17 protein-coding genes, 1 tRNA gene and 2 pseudogenes are annotated in these 13,459 nt (G+C 57.6%); 12 read left to right on the forward strand and 8 right to left on the reverse strand.

Annotation, left to right across the window (positions count from 1 at the left end; all coding sequences use genetic code 11):
- Window positions 1–9: 9 nt before the first annotated feature.
- From ISX84_RS23455 to ISX84_RS07855, 5 genes are all read right to left on the reverse strand, one after another.
- Window positions 10–1,125: a tyrosine-type recombinase/integrase gene (locus ISX84_RS23455; RefSeq protein WP_195819779.1), complete on the reverse strand. Its 1,116-nt coding sequence runs from the start codon at window positions 1,123–1,125 to the stop codon at window positions 10–12.
- Entirely contained in the window at window positions 1,086–1,328 is a 243-nt protein-coding gene (locus ISX84_RS07840; RefSeq protein WP_195819780.1) for a helix-turn-helix domain-containing protein, read from the reverse strand. The genes ISX84_RS23455 and ISX84_RS07840 overlap by 40 nt, the downstream gene beginning before the upstream one ends.
- A 16-nt stretch (window positions 1,329–1,344) precedes the next feature.
- Window positions 1,345–1,698 (reverse strand): hypothetical protein, encoded by a 354-nt coding sequence (locus ISX84_RS07845; RefSeq protein ID WP_195819781.1) that lies wholly within the window; start codon window positions 1,696–1,698, stop codon window positions 1,345–1,347.
- Window positions 1,695–1,931 (reverse strand): hypothetical protein, encoded by a 237-nt coding sequence (locus tag ISX84_RS07850; RefSeq protein ID WP_195819782.1) that lies wholly within the window; start codon window positions 1,929–1,931, stop codon window positions 1,695–1,697. The genes ISX84_RS07845 and ISX84_RS07850 overlap by 4 nt, the downstream gene beginning before the upstream one ends.
- 63 nt (window positions 1,932–1,994) lie before the next feature.
- The gene (locus ISX84_RS07855; RefSeq protein ID WP_195819783.1) at window positions 1,995–2,717 is read right to left on the reverse strand and encodes a DUF2303 family protein; all 723 of its coding nucleotides are present in this window, start codon (window positions 2,715–2,717) and stop codon (window positions 1,995–1,997) included.
- A gap of 142 nt (window positions 2,718–2,859) precedes the next feature.
- Between ISX84_RS07855 and ISX84_RS07860 the strand changes: the two are divergent.
- The 3 genes and pseudogenes from ISX84_RS07860 to ISX84_RS07865 all read left to right on the forward strand — a co-directional run.
- Window positions 2,860–3,533, forward strand: a pseudogene (locus tag ISX84_RS07860) (IS5 family transposase); the annotation flags it as partial.
- A gap of 12 nt (window positions 3,534–3,545) precedes the next feature.
- Window positions 3,546–3,668: a hypothetical protein gene (locus ISX84_RS23365; protein WP_268247446.1), complete on the forward strand. Its 123-nt coding sequence runs from the start codon at window positions 3,546–3,548 to the stop codon at window positions 3,666–3,668.
- Between the two features lie 732 nt (window positions 3,669–4,400).
- The gene (locus ISX84_RS07865) at window positions 4,401–5,057 is read left to right on the forward strand and encodes a hypothetical protein (RefSeq protein ID WP_195819784.1); all 657 of its coding nucleotides are present in this window, start codon (window positions 4,401–4,403) and stop codon (window positions 5,055–5,057) included.
- Window positions 5,058–5,229: 172 nt separating this feature from the next.
- On the opposite strand, the pseudogene ISX84_RS07870 reads toward ISX84_RS07865, so the two are convergent.
- Window positions 5,230–5,567 (reverse strand): annotated as a pseudogene (locus ISX84_RS07870) (transposase); the annotation flags it as partial.
- A gap of 152 nt (window positions 5,568–5,719) precedes the next feature.
- Here ISX84_RS07870 and ISX84_RS07875 point away from each other — a divergent pair.
- Window positions 5,720–6,091: a hypothetical protein gene (locus ISX84_RS07875; protein WP_195819786.1), complete on the forward strand. Its 372-nt coding sequence runs from the start codon at window positions 5,720–5,722 to the stop codon at window positions 6,089–6,091.
- A 27-nt stretch (window positions 6,092–6,118) separates the two neighbouring features.
- Here ISX84_RS07875 and ISX84_RS07880 read toward each other — a convergent pair.
- Window positions 6,119–6,193: transfer RNA gene (locus ISX84_RS07880), tRNA-Thr, on the reverse strand.
- Between the two features lie 86 nt (window positions 6,194–6,279).
- Between ISX84_RS07880 and ISX84_RS23180 the strand changes: the two genes are divergently transcribed.
- The 8 genes from ISX84_RS23180 (at window position 6,280) to ISX84_RS07915 (ending at window position 11,586) form a co-directional block, all read left to right on the forward strand.
- Window positions 6,280–6,459: a hypothetical protein gene (locus tag ISX84_RS23180; protein ID WP_229884178.1), complete on the forward strand. Its 180-nt coding sequence runs from the start codon at window positions 6,280–6,282 to the stop codon at window positions 6,457–6,459.
- A 4-nt stretch (window positions 6,460–6,463) separates the two neighbouring features.
- On the forward strand, window positions 6,464–7,732 hold the full coding sequence (murA, locus tag ISX84_RS07885) for a UDP-N-acetylglucosamine 1-carboxyvinyltransferase (RefSeq protein ID WP_195819787.1): 1,269 nt from the start codon (window positions 6,464–6,466) through the stop codon (window positions 7,730–7,732).
- Window positions 7,729–8,196, forward strand: a complete 468-nt coding sequence (locus ISX84_RS07890; RefSeq protein WP_195819788.1) for a DUF2948 family protein — start codon at window positions 7,729–7,731, stop codon at window positions 8,194–8,196. Before murA ends, ISX84_RS07890 begins: the two co-directional genes overlap by 4 nt.
- A 72-nt stretch (window positions 8,197–8,268) precedes the next feature.
- The gene (gene hisD / locus ISX84_RS07895) at window positions 8,269–9,570 is read left to right on the forward strand and encodes a histidinol dehydrogenase (RefSeq protein WP_195819789.1); all 1,302 of its coding nucleotides are present in this window, start codon (window positions 8,269–8,271) and stop codon (window positions 9,568–9,570) included.
- An 82-nt stretch (window positions 9,571–9,652) separates the two neighbouring features.
- Complete coding sequence (locus tag ISX84_RS07900; protein WP_195819790.1) at window positions 9,653–10,132, forward strand: UPF0262 family protein; 480 nt, start codon at window positions 9,653–9,655, stop codon at window positions 10,130–10,132.
- Window positions 10,133–10,594, forward strand: a complete 462-nt coding sequence (locus ISX84_RS07905; RefSeq protein WP_195819791.1) for an arsenate-mycothiol transferase ArsC — start codon at window positions 10,133–10,135, stop codon at window positions 10,592–10,594.
- Window positions 10,595–10,603: 9 nt separating this feature from the next.
- The gene (locus ISX84_RS07910; RefSeq protein WP_195819792.1) at window positions 10,604–10,996 is read left to right on the forward strand and encodes a ketosteroid isomerase-related protein; all 393 of its coding nucleotides are present in this window, start codon (window positions 10,604–10,606) and stop codon (window positions 10,994–10,996) included.
- A gap of 2 nt (window positions 10,997–10,998) precedes the next feature.
- Window positions 10,999–11,586, forward strand: a complete 588-nt coding sequence (locus ISX84_RS07915) for a GNAT family N-acetyltransferase (RefSeq protein WP_195819793.1) — start codon at window positions 10,999–11,001, stop codon at window positions 11,584–11,586.
- A 506-nt stretch (window positions 11,587–12,092) separates the two neighbouring features.
- Here ISX84_RS07915 and ISX84_RS07920 read toward each other — a convergent pair.
- A complete protein-coding gene (locus ISX84_RS07920; protein WP_195819794.1) occupies window positions 12,093–13,190 on the reverse strand; it encodes a porin in 1,098 nt (365 codons plus the stop codon).
- Window positions 13,191–13,459 lie beyond the last annotated feature (269 nt).

Genomic DNA, 13,459 nt, shown 5'->3' on the forward strand with positions numbered 1-13,459 from the left:
TCATTTTGTTCAGGATTTTACGACCTGAACAATTTGCGTATTCGGTTCGTTCGCGGATAGTATCCGTCGCTTGTTTGCCGACTTGGTGTATGCCTCGATTTCCTTCAAGGATTCATGGCCGCCCCATGCGCCGATCTGATGTGGCGTTGCATCGCGTTCGGCCATCCTGCTGAGGCAGGTGACCCGCAATCCGTGAGCTGTGCGACGGTCAATCCCTTTTAGGCCAGCGGCTCTGCAGGCCTCGGAGAACCAACTGCTTGCCGCCTTCTCTGATCTAGCGGCCCCATATGCTGTGACAATCCAAGTCATGTGTTTGCCTTGGCGAAGGGCCAACGCCCGCCGAAATAGGTCATGTGCTTCACGGTCAGCGAAACTCGGCAATGGCCGATCAAATGGAATTTCGACCTCGCCCTTTGTTTTTTTCTGGGTGAAGCGCAGCCATCCGTCTCGATCCACCATTCCAGGCCCAAGCCGAACTGCGTCGCTCAATCTACAACCGAAAAACAAAAGCAATTCTAGTGTAACGCGCTGCGTGGTGTGCAGGGGCCAGTGTTGTCTAAAACGCGCAACGTGTTCCTTGGTCCAGAGTTTGTGCTTGTCGCTTTTTCCTGCCCTCGGCAATTCCGCCAGCAGTGCGTAGTTCTTTTCGATCATTTTTTCGTTCTTGAGGTAGGCGAATAGTGCGCGCCATGTTTTCATGCGCATCCGCTTACTGTTCCGGGTGGTTCCGGGTGGCATATCGGCCAGATCTTTTTCGATATGCTCTGAACGAATTCCGCGCATTGGTACCCTGCCACCTGTCGCAAGTATTTCATCCGCGTGAGCCTGCAGCCGGACGCGATATCCTTCGCTCAAATCTTTGAAGTCATCAGACAAAATGAACTTACGCCAGCCGTAAGACAGTGTTCCGGCCTTGGGTGCGGCGCTGCGCTTCCTCGGCGCTGGCGCGGTCTCGATTTGTTGTTCGGCTTCGAGGTAGGCTTTCAGAAACCGGTTGTCGTTTTCGGGCAGGTCTGGCATGCGGATGCCGGTCGCGCGGTGGTAGACGTAGCGCACGCCGTCCTGGGTGAAGCGCCGCAGGCCCTTCAACTTACCAGTCCCCATGCCTTGTTTGCGGCGTCGCACTCTGATTCCTCATTTGTCTCTGGCGTCTCATAGGGCAGGTCATCCGCGAAAGCGTCAAGGTCGTTGCGGTCATAGACCCGTTTGCTGTCCAGTTCCCGCCGCGGAATGGCGAGTGCTCTAAGCTTTGATTCCGACACGCCCAGATAGTGCGCGGCCTGCGGTGCTGGAAGCAGGCGAGGTGGAAAGTCCTTGGTCAGGGGCATTGGATAACTCTACGGGTCACACGTTACCCCCTTCCGCTTCTATGGCCTCTCGCAGAGCATCGCAAATGTGTCGAACTCCTAGGCAATAATCACTACCGGCATCGCGGATTTCGAAATGGTCCTTGGGCTTGAAGTTCTCAGCGATTGAAAGCAGGCGTTCTCCATTTGCCTTTACGGCGGAATGAATGAGTGCTTTCGGATCTGCCTCTGCTGACATCCCGCAGCGCGGGCAGTTATCAACGAAGGGGCGCATCTTTGCTGCGGTTTGCAGGCTGACATTTTGTCCGGTCTTAGAGCGGAGCACGGGAGCGGGTGGTAGGCCTGCTGCGCGTGCGATTTCCCTGACGCTCTTTTTGTCTTTCTGTGTCATTGTTGCGGGTCCTTCGCTGATTTCCACCAAGTGTGGTTTAGGTTCACGTAGGCCCTGCGGCGCGGATTATATTGCACCCAATCGGCATTTGCAGCCTGGAAGGCGGTCAGGTCGTGGCCTGCCAGTTGGGCAGAGCAACCGAATTTCTCCACGATGTGCGCGCGGTTGATGAAGCCGTAGATGCGCAGCATTTCCTTGATCCAGTTCTGCCGCTGTTCGCCGTACCAGTTCATTCAAGACATCTCCGGTTTCAGGTTCCTATCGCTGCCCCCTCTCGCGAAGGGGCAGATTAGAAATCAAACTTCGGGTGAGCCCTTGAACATTGGCAGTGACGTGCCTTCTGTCGCCGTTGTGACAGCTTCGTCAAAGGCCGCTTGCATGGCTTTTTCCGGGTTGTAGATTTTCAGGATGAACGCGATCTTGCTGCCGTTTTTGCGGTACCTGAACCGGACAGGCATGCGATACAGCGCGCCGCCCTTGAACACCGGGATAGCAATGATGATCAGGTTCGGGATGTTGATAGGCTTGCCCTGCGCATCCTTGTGTTCGTTCATGAAATGAACCGTGGCTTCGCCGGTATCGCGGTTTGTCTTCACTTCAAGATCGCTGCTTTCGAAGACCTGAAATTGTTTTGACATGGCCAGCAGTTGGGCAAGTTGGCCGTAGCGTCCATCGATCTGTGCTGCGGTCTGGATCAGGCGATTTTCCCAAGGTTGGTTCTTGGTCCCCTCCTTCATTCCAAGGATGGCTGGCGATGGGTCCATGATGTCTTTTGCGTTCTCCTCGATGAACTCGCCCATTTCATCTTTGCCCAACGGGTTGCCCGAAATCTTGTTCCACGCCTTCCATTCGTCAGACATCGGAAAGGTATAGGTGGCACGATGGTGGCAATGGCGGGCGGTTTTCGTCCGCTTCTTGCCATTTTGAGAGCTCAATCCGGTACCTTTCGAGATTTTCGGCATCAATTCTCTTTGTCGCTGCCATGACAGCATCAATGGCAGGGCTTTTCCGACACGCACTCACAACATCCAACCCATCGTGCAAATGCACGTCAATCTCACGCAAAAGCTTCAACGCATCTTCATCCGAATACCGCTTCCGCGCCATCCATCATCCCTCCTGTGACACCAAAATAGTGGCACAGTTCTACGGGGCTAAGACAATGACCGACGTGTGCTGAGTGGGATTATCTTCATCAATCGCAATGGCTTGCGGTGGCGGGATGCCCCCACCGCCTACGGTCCGCACAAGACGCTCTACAACCGCTGGAAACGATGGAGCGAAAAGGGCATCTTCGCTCAAATGATGGCCGGTCTGGCTGCCGAGCACGGTGAGACGAAGACCGTGATGATCGACGCCACCTACCTCAAGGCCCACCGAACGGCGACCAGTTTAAGCGTGAAAAAGGGGGGCGTGGACGCTTGATTGGTCGGACGAAGGGTGGCATGAACACTAAATTGCACGCTATCTGCGATAGCCAGGGCCGACCGCTCAACCTCTTCGTGACCGCCGGACAAGTCAGCGACTACATCGGTGCTCGAGCACTGCTCAGCAGCTTGCCGGATGTCGATTGGTTGCTCGGGGACCGCGGCTATGATGCCGACTGGTTCAGAGAAGCATTGAAAGACAATGGGATACGCGCCTGTATCCCGGGTCGAAAGCAGCGCAAGAAGGCGGTGAAATACGACAAGCGCCGCTACAAACGCCGGAACCGGATCGAGATCATGTTCGGCAGGCTAAAGGATTGGCGACGCATTGCGACACGATACGACAGGTGCCCGAAGGTCTTCCTGTCCGCCATCGCTCTCGCAGCAACCGTCATCTATTGGTTATGAGTCCTGACCCTAGTGCACCGTCTCAAAGAAGGATTGCCGCTGAACAAGGTCGACAAGTCCACATTCTACGCGGGCGGGGCAACCGGATACACCAATTACCCTGAGTTTGCTTTGGATGTCACCGAGGCGGCGTAACGTCCAAGGACTCGGAACTGCAGTGCCTCGCATTTCACGAAATAGATTTGAGCCGGGGCACCGGATCAAAGGGATCCAAAAACCTGTTCCGTATGGACCGGTTTCGCTCTGGCTTCGTACAAAGACACTGCTGCGCCTCCAGGGTCTGTTCAGCAAAAGGAGTAAGACATGACACTTGGATATGAGGTGATCGGGGAGGGGCAGGAATACGTGATCCTTCTGCACGACTGGAGTTGCTGCACAACGACGTACGATCATTGCAGACCTTATTTTAACACTGGCTCATTTATCTTCGCGCTCGTGGATCTGCGTGGTTAAACTGATAACAAGAACTGTTTCCACGTCGCTCTCGAATGCGACCGTAAACTTACAGCTGGGAAAGCTCGTTTTTGCCGCAAGCAGACATACATCTGAAAATCCCGAACTGCAGGTTTGTCCGCAACTGTGAGTTGGCTTGAAGCCTGTTTTTTGCTCTCGCAGCGAACGGTCGGTCTGACGGGCCGCATCGCAGCGACGGAAGAGCGCGTTCAATGTCTCTTATGGGCCGTCCTCAGCGAGGCCAGATGAAACAGGCACCAAGATGCTGCGCCTACACCGACGGCGGCTCCGAGCCCATAGTCACCGATGCTGCGCGACGTACGAATGGCGGCTCTTGTCGGATCGGAAAAAAGAAATGACATTCTATGAACGATGGCATCAACTATCGCGGCAAGGTTTCTGGGGGTGCTTGGAATGACGGAAAAGCTTTGCTGGGCATGTCAAGCACATTTGCGAGAAGCTCAGATCCGGTGCACCGAATGTGACACTTGGCAGAATTGGCGGAAAGTTATCTCGATTTCCGACTCGTCGCTTACGGTTCTTGTCGCTCTGTTCAGTGTCTTCGCATTAGCGACGCAAAGTTTGGTGGCTGCGAAAATTGAACTGTTTCCATCTATCGAAGTATCAACAAGTGGGGTCTTGGAGTTTTCACAGAGAGATGACGGCCGCTTTTTTCAGACAAGGGTTACCGTTCGCGCACAAGTTTCCAACTATGGAGACATAACGATAAGCATGCCTAGAAGGATTTCATGCGTGTTGACGAAAGATGCTGAAATCATTTCGAAAGGTTGGAGGGACGCGCCAGACTTAGACCGGGAACACAACCTCGCATCTCTACGACTACCAGATGGTAGTTTTGTCTTTCCAGCAACCGCCAGTTCGACAGAAGTTCCGGCGGGTAAGACGGTTGAAATAGTCTTTAACGGGTATGTAGATTCCATAGATATTGAGACACAGCTAGCATGTGATGGTGCTTTCTCGATCCGCAACAGTGAGCTTGCTGGTGTCACTTTTGTGACAAGGTTACCTAACGAAAGAGAACCAGAAATGCCTTGGCAAGGGCTTAGGTAATCAAAGAGCTTGACCCAGCCCCCTGATCCGGGCCGTTCAAGTGTGGAATCCGTTCCTGTTTCTTTTCTGTTGCTAGGGTTTCGGTCAAGGCCTGCTGAGCGGAGCCCTTGCGGAGCTCAAGCGAAGCAGGCCGGGTGGCACGGTTGAGATTGGCGTAGACGGCTGGTGCCAACTCACACGCCCGACGTTGCGACAGGCCATGCCGATCCATCACGTCCGACACAGCCCTGCGTTTCACGTCAGGCGTCAATAATTTTTTGTCACGAGATCCTTGAGTGCGGCATTGTCCAGCATTGCATCCGCCAACATCCGCTTCAGGCGATTGTTCTCGTCCTCAAGCGCTCGTAGCTTCCTCGCGTCAGACACGTTCATCCCACCGAACTTGGCTTTGTATTTGTAGAATGTGGCATCACTGATCCCGTACTTCCGGCACAGCTCCTGCGCTTTCACGCCCGCCTCGTATTCTTTGATCATCCCAATGATCTGTTCGTCACTAAATCTGCGTTTCATAGTCCATCCTTTGCTTGGACGGATCACTAGCACCTCAGTGGCCTGAATTCAGGGGGCTGGGTCAGAGATCATGAAGGCGCGCGCTTGCCGAGAATTTCTTTGAACTTGCTAAGGCAATGATGCGTGATGCTTGAGATAAGAGATTTGCCATCGTGCAAAGCGAAAAGACCGCGCTCAAGAACCAGCTTGATAGTCTGAACCGTCAGATCGAAAGCCTTTTGGATCGCATAGTTGAGGCGAACAACGTTTCAGTCGTGAGCGCCTATGAAGACAAGATCGAGAAACTCGAACGAGACAAAATTTTGCCAAAGGAGAAGATGGAAAATTCCGTCCCTGAAAAGGGTCGGTTTGAGGATTGTATGGAACTCGCCTTGCGGCTTCCGTTAAGCCCCTGGAAAATATACAAAATGGTGACTACACTATGCGTTAAACCGTGCTTCGGTTGGTGTTTGCTGAGCCACTTCGATACTGTCCAAATGGTATATATGGAGATCCCGAATTATCATTCTCTTTCAGGTGCTTAGAGAGATTTTCGGAGTAAAAAAGAGAGATGGTGCTGCTGGAGAGAATCGAACTCTCGACCTCTCCCTTACCAAGGGAGTGCTCTACCTCTGAGCTACAGCAGCGCCGATCGATGGGGTGATTAGACCCAAACCCGCAGCGGCGCAAGCCCAATCTGGACGCTTTGTGCCACCTGCGATAGACAAGCGCCATGGCACAGAAAGCAGACCCCAAAGATTCCGCCAAAGCGAATGATGCGCGCGCAGATCGGCTCAAAGCCGCGCTGAAGGCAAACCTTGCCCGACGCAAGGCCCAGGCCCGCGCGCGGGCTCAGGACCAAGGGGCAAACACAGGCACTTCGGCTCCGGCCGGACCAGAAAAGGACGCATAGGCGCATGGACTCCATTCTTGTTAGAGGCGGCGGCCCGCTGAGCGGGCAAATCCCCATTGCGGGGGCGAAGAACGCTTGCCTCACCCTGATGCCCGCGACCTTGCTGACCGAAGAGCCGCTGACGCTCATCAATGCGCCGCGTCTCAGCGATATCAAGACGATGACCCAGCTTTTGCAGTCTCTGGGGGCGGAGGTGACTTCCCTGCAGGGCGGGCAGGTCATTGCTCTTTCCAGCCACGACATCAACAACCACACCGCGCATTATGACATCGTGCGCAAGATGCGCGCCTCGATCCTCGTTTTGGGGCCGATGCTGGCGCGCATGGGGCATGCGGTTGTGTCCCTGCCCGGTGGCTGTGCCATTGGGGCGCGACCTGTCGATCTGCACCTCAAGGCGCTGGAAGCAATGGGCGCGGAGCTGGAGCTCAAGGATGGTTATGTCCATGCCAAGGCGTCCAAGGGCCTCACGGGTGGTAAAGTTGATTTCGAGTTCGCCTCCGTCGGCGCCACCGAGAACGCGCTGATGGCCGCGACGCTGGCCAAAGGCACAACCGTGATCAACAATGCGGCGCGGGAGCCGGAAATCGTCGACCTTGCGCAATGTCTGCGCGCGATGGGCGCACGGATCGCGGGGGAAGGCACTTCGATCATCACCATTGAAGGGGTCGACCGGCTCGGTGGCGCGACGCATACGGTGGTCACCGACCGGATCGAGTTGGGCACCTACATGCTGGCCCCGGCGATCTGCGGGGGCGAGGTCGAGCTTCTGGGCGGGCGGCTTGGCCTTGTCGAGGCGTTTTGCGAGAAACTGGACGCGGCTGGCATTGATGTGACCGAGACGCAGGATGGGTTATCCGTCAAACGGCGCGGGAATGACATCAACGCGGTTGATGTGACGACGGAACCGTTCCCCGGGTTCCCCACGGATCTGCAGGCCCAGATGATGGCGCTGTTGTGCACGGCCTGGGGCACATCGGTTCTGGAAGAAAAGATATTCGAAAACAGGTTCATGCATGCGCCTGAGCTGATGCGGATGGGCGCGGATATCGAGGTGCACGGCGGCACGGCAACCGTGACGGGTGTGGAAAAGCTCAAGGGCGCGCCGGTGATGGCGACCGATCTGCGCGCCTCGGTCTCGCTCATCCTGGCAGGGCTGGCCGCCGAAGGGGAAACCCGGGTTGGCCGGGTGTATCACCTGGATCGGGGGTACGAGCATGTGGTCGCCAAGCTTTCCGGTGTGGGCGCCAATATCGAGCGGATTTCCGAGACATGACCGACGCGCGTTTTGAAGATGGCCGTGAAGCACCGCTCAATCTGGGCGCGATGGATGCGGATGACCTCTCGGTCATTTCCGCGCTGACCCAGGATGCGATTTTTCCGGCGCAGGAAATGCGCTGGGACCGGCAGGCCAACCGGTTTGCGGTGCTTTTGAACCGCTTCCGCTGGGAAGACGGGCCCGCCAGAGGGACGGCACCGGAACGGGTGCAGTCCTTGTTGGTGTTCGAGACGGTCATAGGTGTGGCCAGCAACGGTATCGACCGCAAGGATACCGAAACTGTTTTGTCGCTGCTGTCCGTTACGTTCTCCGAAACCGACGCACCGGCGGGCCATGTCGAACTCACGCTCGCGGGCGATGGAGCCATTCGTCTCAGCGTAGAGGCGCTGGAGGTCACTTTGAAAGATGTGACGAAACCCTATATGGCTCCGTCAAAGAAGACGCCCGACCATCCGGCCTGATGTCCTTCGACCCCAGATAAATTTCGACCGAAGGTTGCGCAGCTTTCGGTCCGTTCCTTTAAGGTCCTTTCAATGCCCGTGTTCCTGAACGCCACAGACGTCGATTTCGAAGCCGCTTTTCAAAAGCTGCTTACCGCAAAGCGGGAAGACAGCCCGGATGTGGACGACACGGTGGCAGAGATCATCGCGCGGGTCCGCGCCGAGGGGGATGCCGCGGTGATCGCGCTGACCGAGAAATTTGATCGGTTGGCGCTCACCGCCGAGACGCTGCGCATCTCCGAGGACGAGGTGACACAGGCCGCCGCTGGCGTTCCCGAAGATCAGCGCGTGGCGCTGACGCTGGCAGCCGACCGGATCCGCGCCTATCACGAGCGCCAGCGGCCCGAGAACGCGGAATGGACAGATGAAACCGGGGCAACCCTCGGATGGCGTTGGACCCCGGTTGCCGCGGCCGGGCTTTATGTGCCGGGGGGGCTGGCATCCTATCCTTCGTCGGTCTTGATGAATGCGATTCCAGCAAAGGTCGCGGGCGTGCCGCGTCTGGCGATGGTGGTTCCGGCGCCTGATGGCGTTTTGAACCCGCTGGTGCTGGCCGCAGCAGAGCTTGCCGGTGTCGATGAGATTTACCGCATCGGCGGGGCGCAGGCCGTGGCGGCCCTGGCTTATGGGACAGAAACCATTGCGCCCGTGGATAAAATCACCGGGCCGGGCAATGCCTTTGTTGCCGCTGCCAAGCGCCGCGTTTTTGGGAAGGTCGGCATTGATATGATCGCCGGGCCTTCGGAAATTCTGGTGATTGCGGATAGTGACAATGATCCCGACTGGATCGCGCTCGATCTGCTCAGCCAGACGGAACATGACGAAAGCGCGCAGTCGATCCTGATCACCACCGATGCGTCTTTTGGTCAGGCCGTGGTGGCCGCCGTGGATGCACGGCTGGAAACGCTGGAACGGCGTGCCATTGCAGGTGCCAGCTGGCGCGATTTCGGGGCGGTGATAACGGTGCCCGATCTGGAAACGGCGGCATCCCTCAGCGATCGCATCGCGCCCGAGCATCTGGAGCTTTGCGTGGCGGACCCGGAGGCATTGAGCGCCCGGATCACCCATGCCGGGGCGATTTTTCTTGGTCAATGGACACCGGAGGCAATCGGCGACTACGTGGGTGGGCCGAACCATGTGCTGCCGACCGCCCGATCCGCCCGGTTTTCCTCCGGTCTCTCGGTACTGGATTTCATGAAGCGCACGACGCTTGCCCGGATGACGCCGGGCGCCCTGCGCAGCATTGGTCCCGCAGCGGAAACGCTTGCGCAGACGGAGAGCCTCGAAGCGCACGGGTTATCGGTGACGGCACGTTTGCAGAAACTGAACGACTGACCACGCCCTCTTGCGTGTTGCCCTTGGCAGCGAACCTGCGCTAAGCATCTCCAGTTGTTTGTTCGTGTAAAGAATCCGTATCATGTCCCGCATTTCACACATCGTCCTTGATGATGCCGGGTTGCCCCCGGCCACCCCCGAGATCGAACAGGAGCGTCGCGTGGCGATGTTCGATCTGTTGGAAGACAACAGCTTTGTGCTGCCGCAGCGCGACGGGCGCGCGGTACCCGACGGGCCGTATCACGTGGGGCTCGCCATACGTGAAAAGCGGCTGGTCTTTGATGTGAACACCGAAGGGGCCGAAAAGGCGGCGGAGTTTCATCTGTCGCTGGGACCCTTTCGGCAGGTCGTCAAAGACTACTTCCAGATTTGTGAAAGCTATTTCGAGGCGGTGAAGAAACTGCCGCCGAGCCAGATTGAAACCATCGACATGGCCCGGCGTGGCATCCACAATGAAGGCAGTCGGGTGCTGCAGGAACGTCTGGAGGGCAAGGTCGAGGTGGACAGCGACACCGCCCGCCGTCTCTTTACGCTGATCTGCGTGCTGCATTTCGGAGGCTGAATGGACGACGAGCTGCCAGGGTCGGTTCTGTTTTGTTGCGACCACAACGCTGTGCGCTCTCCCATGGCCGAAGGGATCATGAAAAAGCTCTATGGCACGGGCACCTACGTGCAGTCCGCCGGGGTGACCAATGATATGGAAATCGATGGGTTTTCCATCGCGGTCTGCCAGGAATTGGATGTCGAACTGTCCCGCCACCGCAGCCGCAGTTTCGACGAGATGGAGAACTGGGGCGATGATCTAGGCTCCTTTGATCTTGTCATTGCCCTTAGCCCCGCCTCCCAACGTCGGGCACTGGACTTGACGCGATTTTATCATTTGAAGGTCGAGTACTGGCCGATCCTCGATCCCACAGGTCTGGGGGAAGGACGCGAGGCGAAACTTGCCAGCTACCGGCAGGCGCGTGATCAGATCATGGAGCGCCTGATCAATCGGTTCGGCCCCCCAACGGAAATCATCTGAGGCCTCGCCATGTCTAATGTCATCAAGACCTACTTCGACGCTTTCAACGCCAAGGACATCCCGGCCATGCTGGCCTGCCTGTCAGAGGATGTGGCGCACCATGTGAATGAAGGGGACGTGCGCGTCGGCAAGAAAGCATTTGCCGACTTCTGCGCGCATATGAGCCGCTGTTATGACGAGACACTGGTGAATATGGTGATTTTCGACGCGCCCGATCACGGGCGTGCGGCTGCAGAATATGTGGTCAACGGTCGGTATCTCAAGACCGATACAGGGTTACCCGAGGCGCACGGTCAGCGCTACACGCTGCCTGCTGGATCGTTCTTTGATGTCTCCGACGGGCTGATCACGCGGGTCACGACCCGCTACAATCTGAATGACTGGATCAAGCAGGTTTCCTGATCGTGGCGCTGGCGTTCCGTGTTCTGACCGGTGACGCTCTGACCGAAGCCCTGGATGACGTGGCGCGGTTGCGGATCGCGGTTTTCCGCGATTGGCCATACCTCTATGAGGGCGATCTGGCGTATGAGCGCCGCTATCTGGCACCCTATGCAAAGAGCGATCAGGCGCTGATTGTCGGTGCTTTTGCCGAGGGCCGTCTTGTCGGGGCATCCACCGGCGCACCGTTGAGCGAACATGCTGCGGATTTTGCAGCGGCCTTCGACCAGAGCGGCGTCGACTTGGCACAGGTCTTTTACTGTGCTGAAAGCGTCTTGTTACCAGACTGGCGTGGCCACGGGGCAGGGCATCGTTTCTTTGATTTGCGCGAAGCGCATGCGCGGCGGCTGGGATTTCGAAAAATCTGTTTTTGTGCCGTGATCAGAGATACCAATCATCCCCATTGTCCCGCCGACTACCGCCCACTCGACAGGTTCTGGCGGCGGCGCGGGTATGAACCTTTGCCCGGCGTGATCGCCTCTTTTTCCTGGAAGGATGTTGGTGCGTTGGAAGAGACAGCCAAATCCCTGCAGTTCTGGATGAGAGACCTGTGATCCGTCTCATGTTGGCCTGAAGCCCAACCTACCTGCCGGTATCAGACCCGCCCACAGAGTTTCTCTGCCGTTTCTGCAAACTGCTTCCATGCCTCCCAAAACCTTTCATTGGCGGGCGCATCCGATTGCCGCACATCCTGCAGGCGGCCGGGCTCGCTGAAAAACAATGTGCTGCGTTTCTGTTGTGATTGGCTCAGCGTGTTGTTGGCGGCCGCCTGGATGCAGCTACAGCGTGCCGGGGTGGCGCGCGGGCGCTGATGCGCAAGGCAGGCGGTACTGATTGGACCCGCGGCAAACTGCGGCGCGTCGCCCGAAACAGGCGGTGTCGGCGGTCTGACGTTGGCCTGTTGTCGGGGCGCTTCCCGCCCCCCACAGGCGGAAACGGCAAGCAAAAGACAAAAGAAAACCGAAAGACGCGCCATAAACAGATATCTCAATCCAGATTTATCTGTTTATGGCGTATTCTCCGGAGCACTTCAATTGTGCGCCCGCGGTCATTCGCGGTGTCAGAACCGCCAGCGGGCCCCCACGAAGGTCACGTCCTGATCCAGCAGGTTGGCGCCGGTGCCGTCGAAGTCAAAGGTCCGGTAGCTGGCGTAAAGCTCCGTGTTCCAGGCATCAACTTTCTGTACCACGGCGATGCCGACAGATTCGGAGTCCGACCCCGTTACGCCGAAGTCCTCGCCCGAGTAGTAATCAACCGAAAAGCGGGTTTCTCCGAGGGCAAACCAGTCGCGCTTGATCCCGCCCTTGATGTAGACATAGCTGTCATCACCTTCCTGCTGGCGCCCGGTCGCGACGGCGAGGTTCAGGCCGGTGGCTTTGTGCAGCACGGTAACGGACCCCAGCAACAGTTCCTCATCGGAATCGCGGATCGAGAGACCAACCCGCGCGGCCACCTGATAGGCACCATAGTCCTGGTCATACTTCAGGCCGATGTCGTAGAACTCATCGTCGTTGCCGCTTGTCAGAACCTCTTCACCCGCACTGACCGCCAGCGAAAAGCCCATGTAGGTCGGCGTGTCATAGCGGATGCGGAACCGCCGCCCGCCGTCGAAGGCGTTGAAAGCGTCGCCCACGTCAAACCCCGATGCGCCGCCGCCAGCAAGCTGGAACAACTGGCTGCCCGCCTGATCCTGCAGGCTGGAATAGGCGATCACCGAGGTGCCCGAGAAATCGGCCTCTGCCGTGCCATCCGTCGCGATGCTGCCCTGCCCGAACGACAGGGTGCCCCATGTGGGCGACTGGTAGATCGCCTCGAACTTGCGCAACTCCGTCCGGCGGTAGTTGAGCTCCAGCCCGTTGTCGTCCCAATTGATGCTGGACGACCCGGTGAAGCCCAGAGCGGTCTCGAAATGCAGGCGGAACTCGCCGCCATTGCTCAGCCTCTGCTTGTAGATCAGCCCGACGCGGCTGTTGGAGTTGTCGTTATCCGTGAGCGCGGTTTCGCTATCGGCACCGTTGTCCACGTTGATGATGCCAAGGTTGATGTGACCGTAGAAATCAACCTCCGGTCCGGATTGCTGAGCGGTGGCGGTCGCAGGCAGGCCAAGAGCGAGGAGCCCAGCGGCAGGGAGGATGCGGGAACGGGGAATACATGTCATGGGAGTGCCTTTCGGGAAGCGGCGCCGAAGCAGCGTCTGCTTACACCTTACGCGTGTATCGCGGCATGTAAAACTCACGAACGGGGGAGAGGGGTGCGCAGGTGCACAGGGAAACGTGCGGAATTGTGGACCATTTGGTCTCTAAGTCGAGCGCCGCGCGCTGCGTCTCAGGACCGCGCGCGACGTGCGATGTGTTTCCGGACTGGCGCAGGTGTCTAAATCGGGGGTTGGTGTCGTCTTGGAAACTGTCCGGACCTTTTTGGCCGCCA

Origin of the sequence: Roseobacter sp. MH60115, from assembly GCF_015644665.1 — a bacterium.
GTDB lineage: Bacteria > Pseudomonadota > Alphaproteobacteria > Rhodobacterales > Rhodobacteraceae > Roseobacter.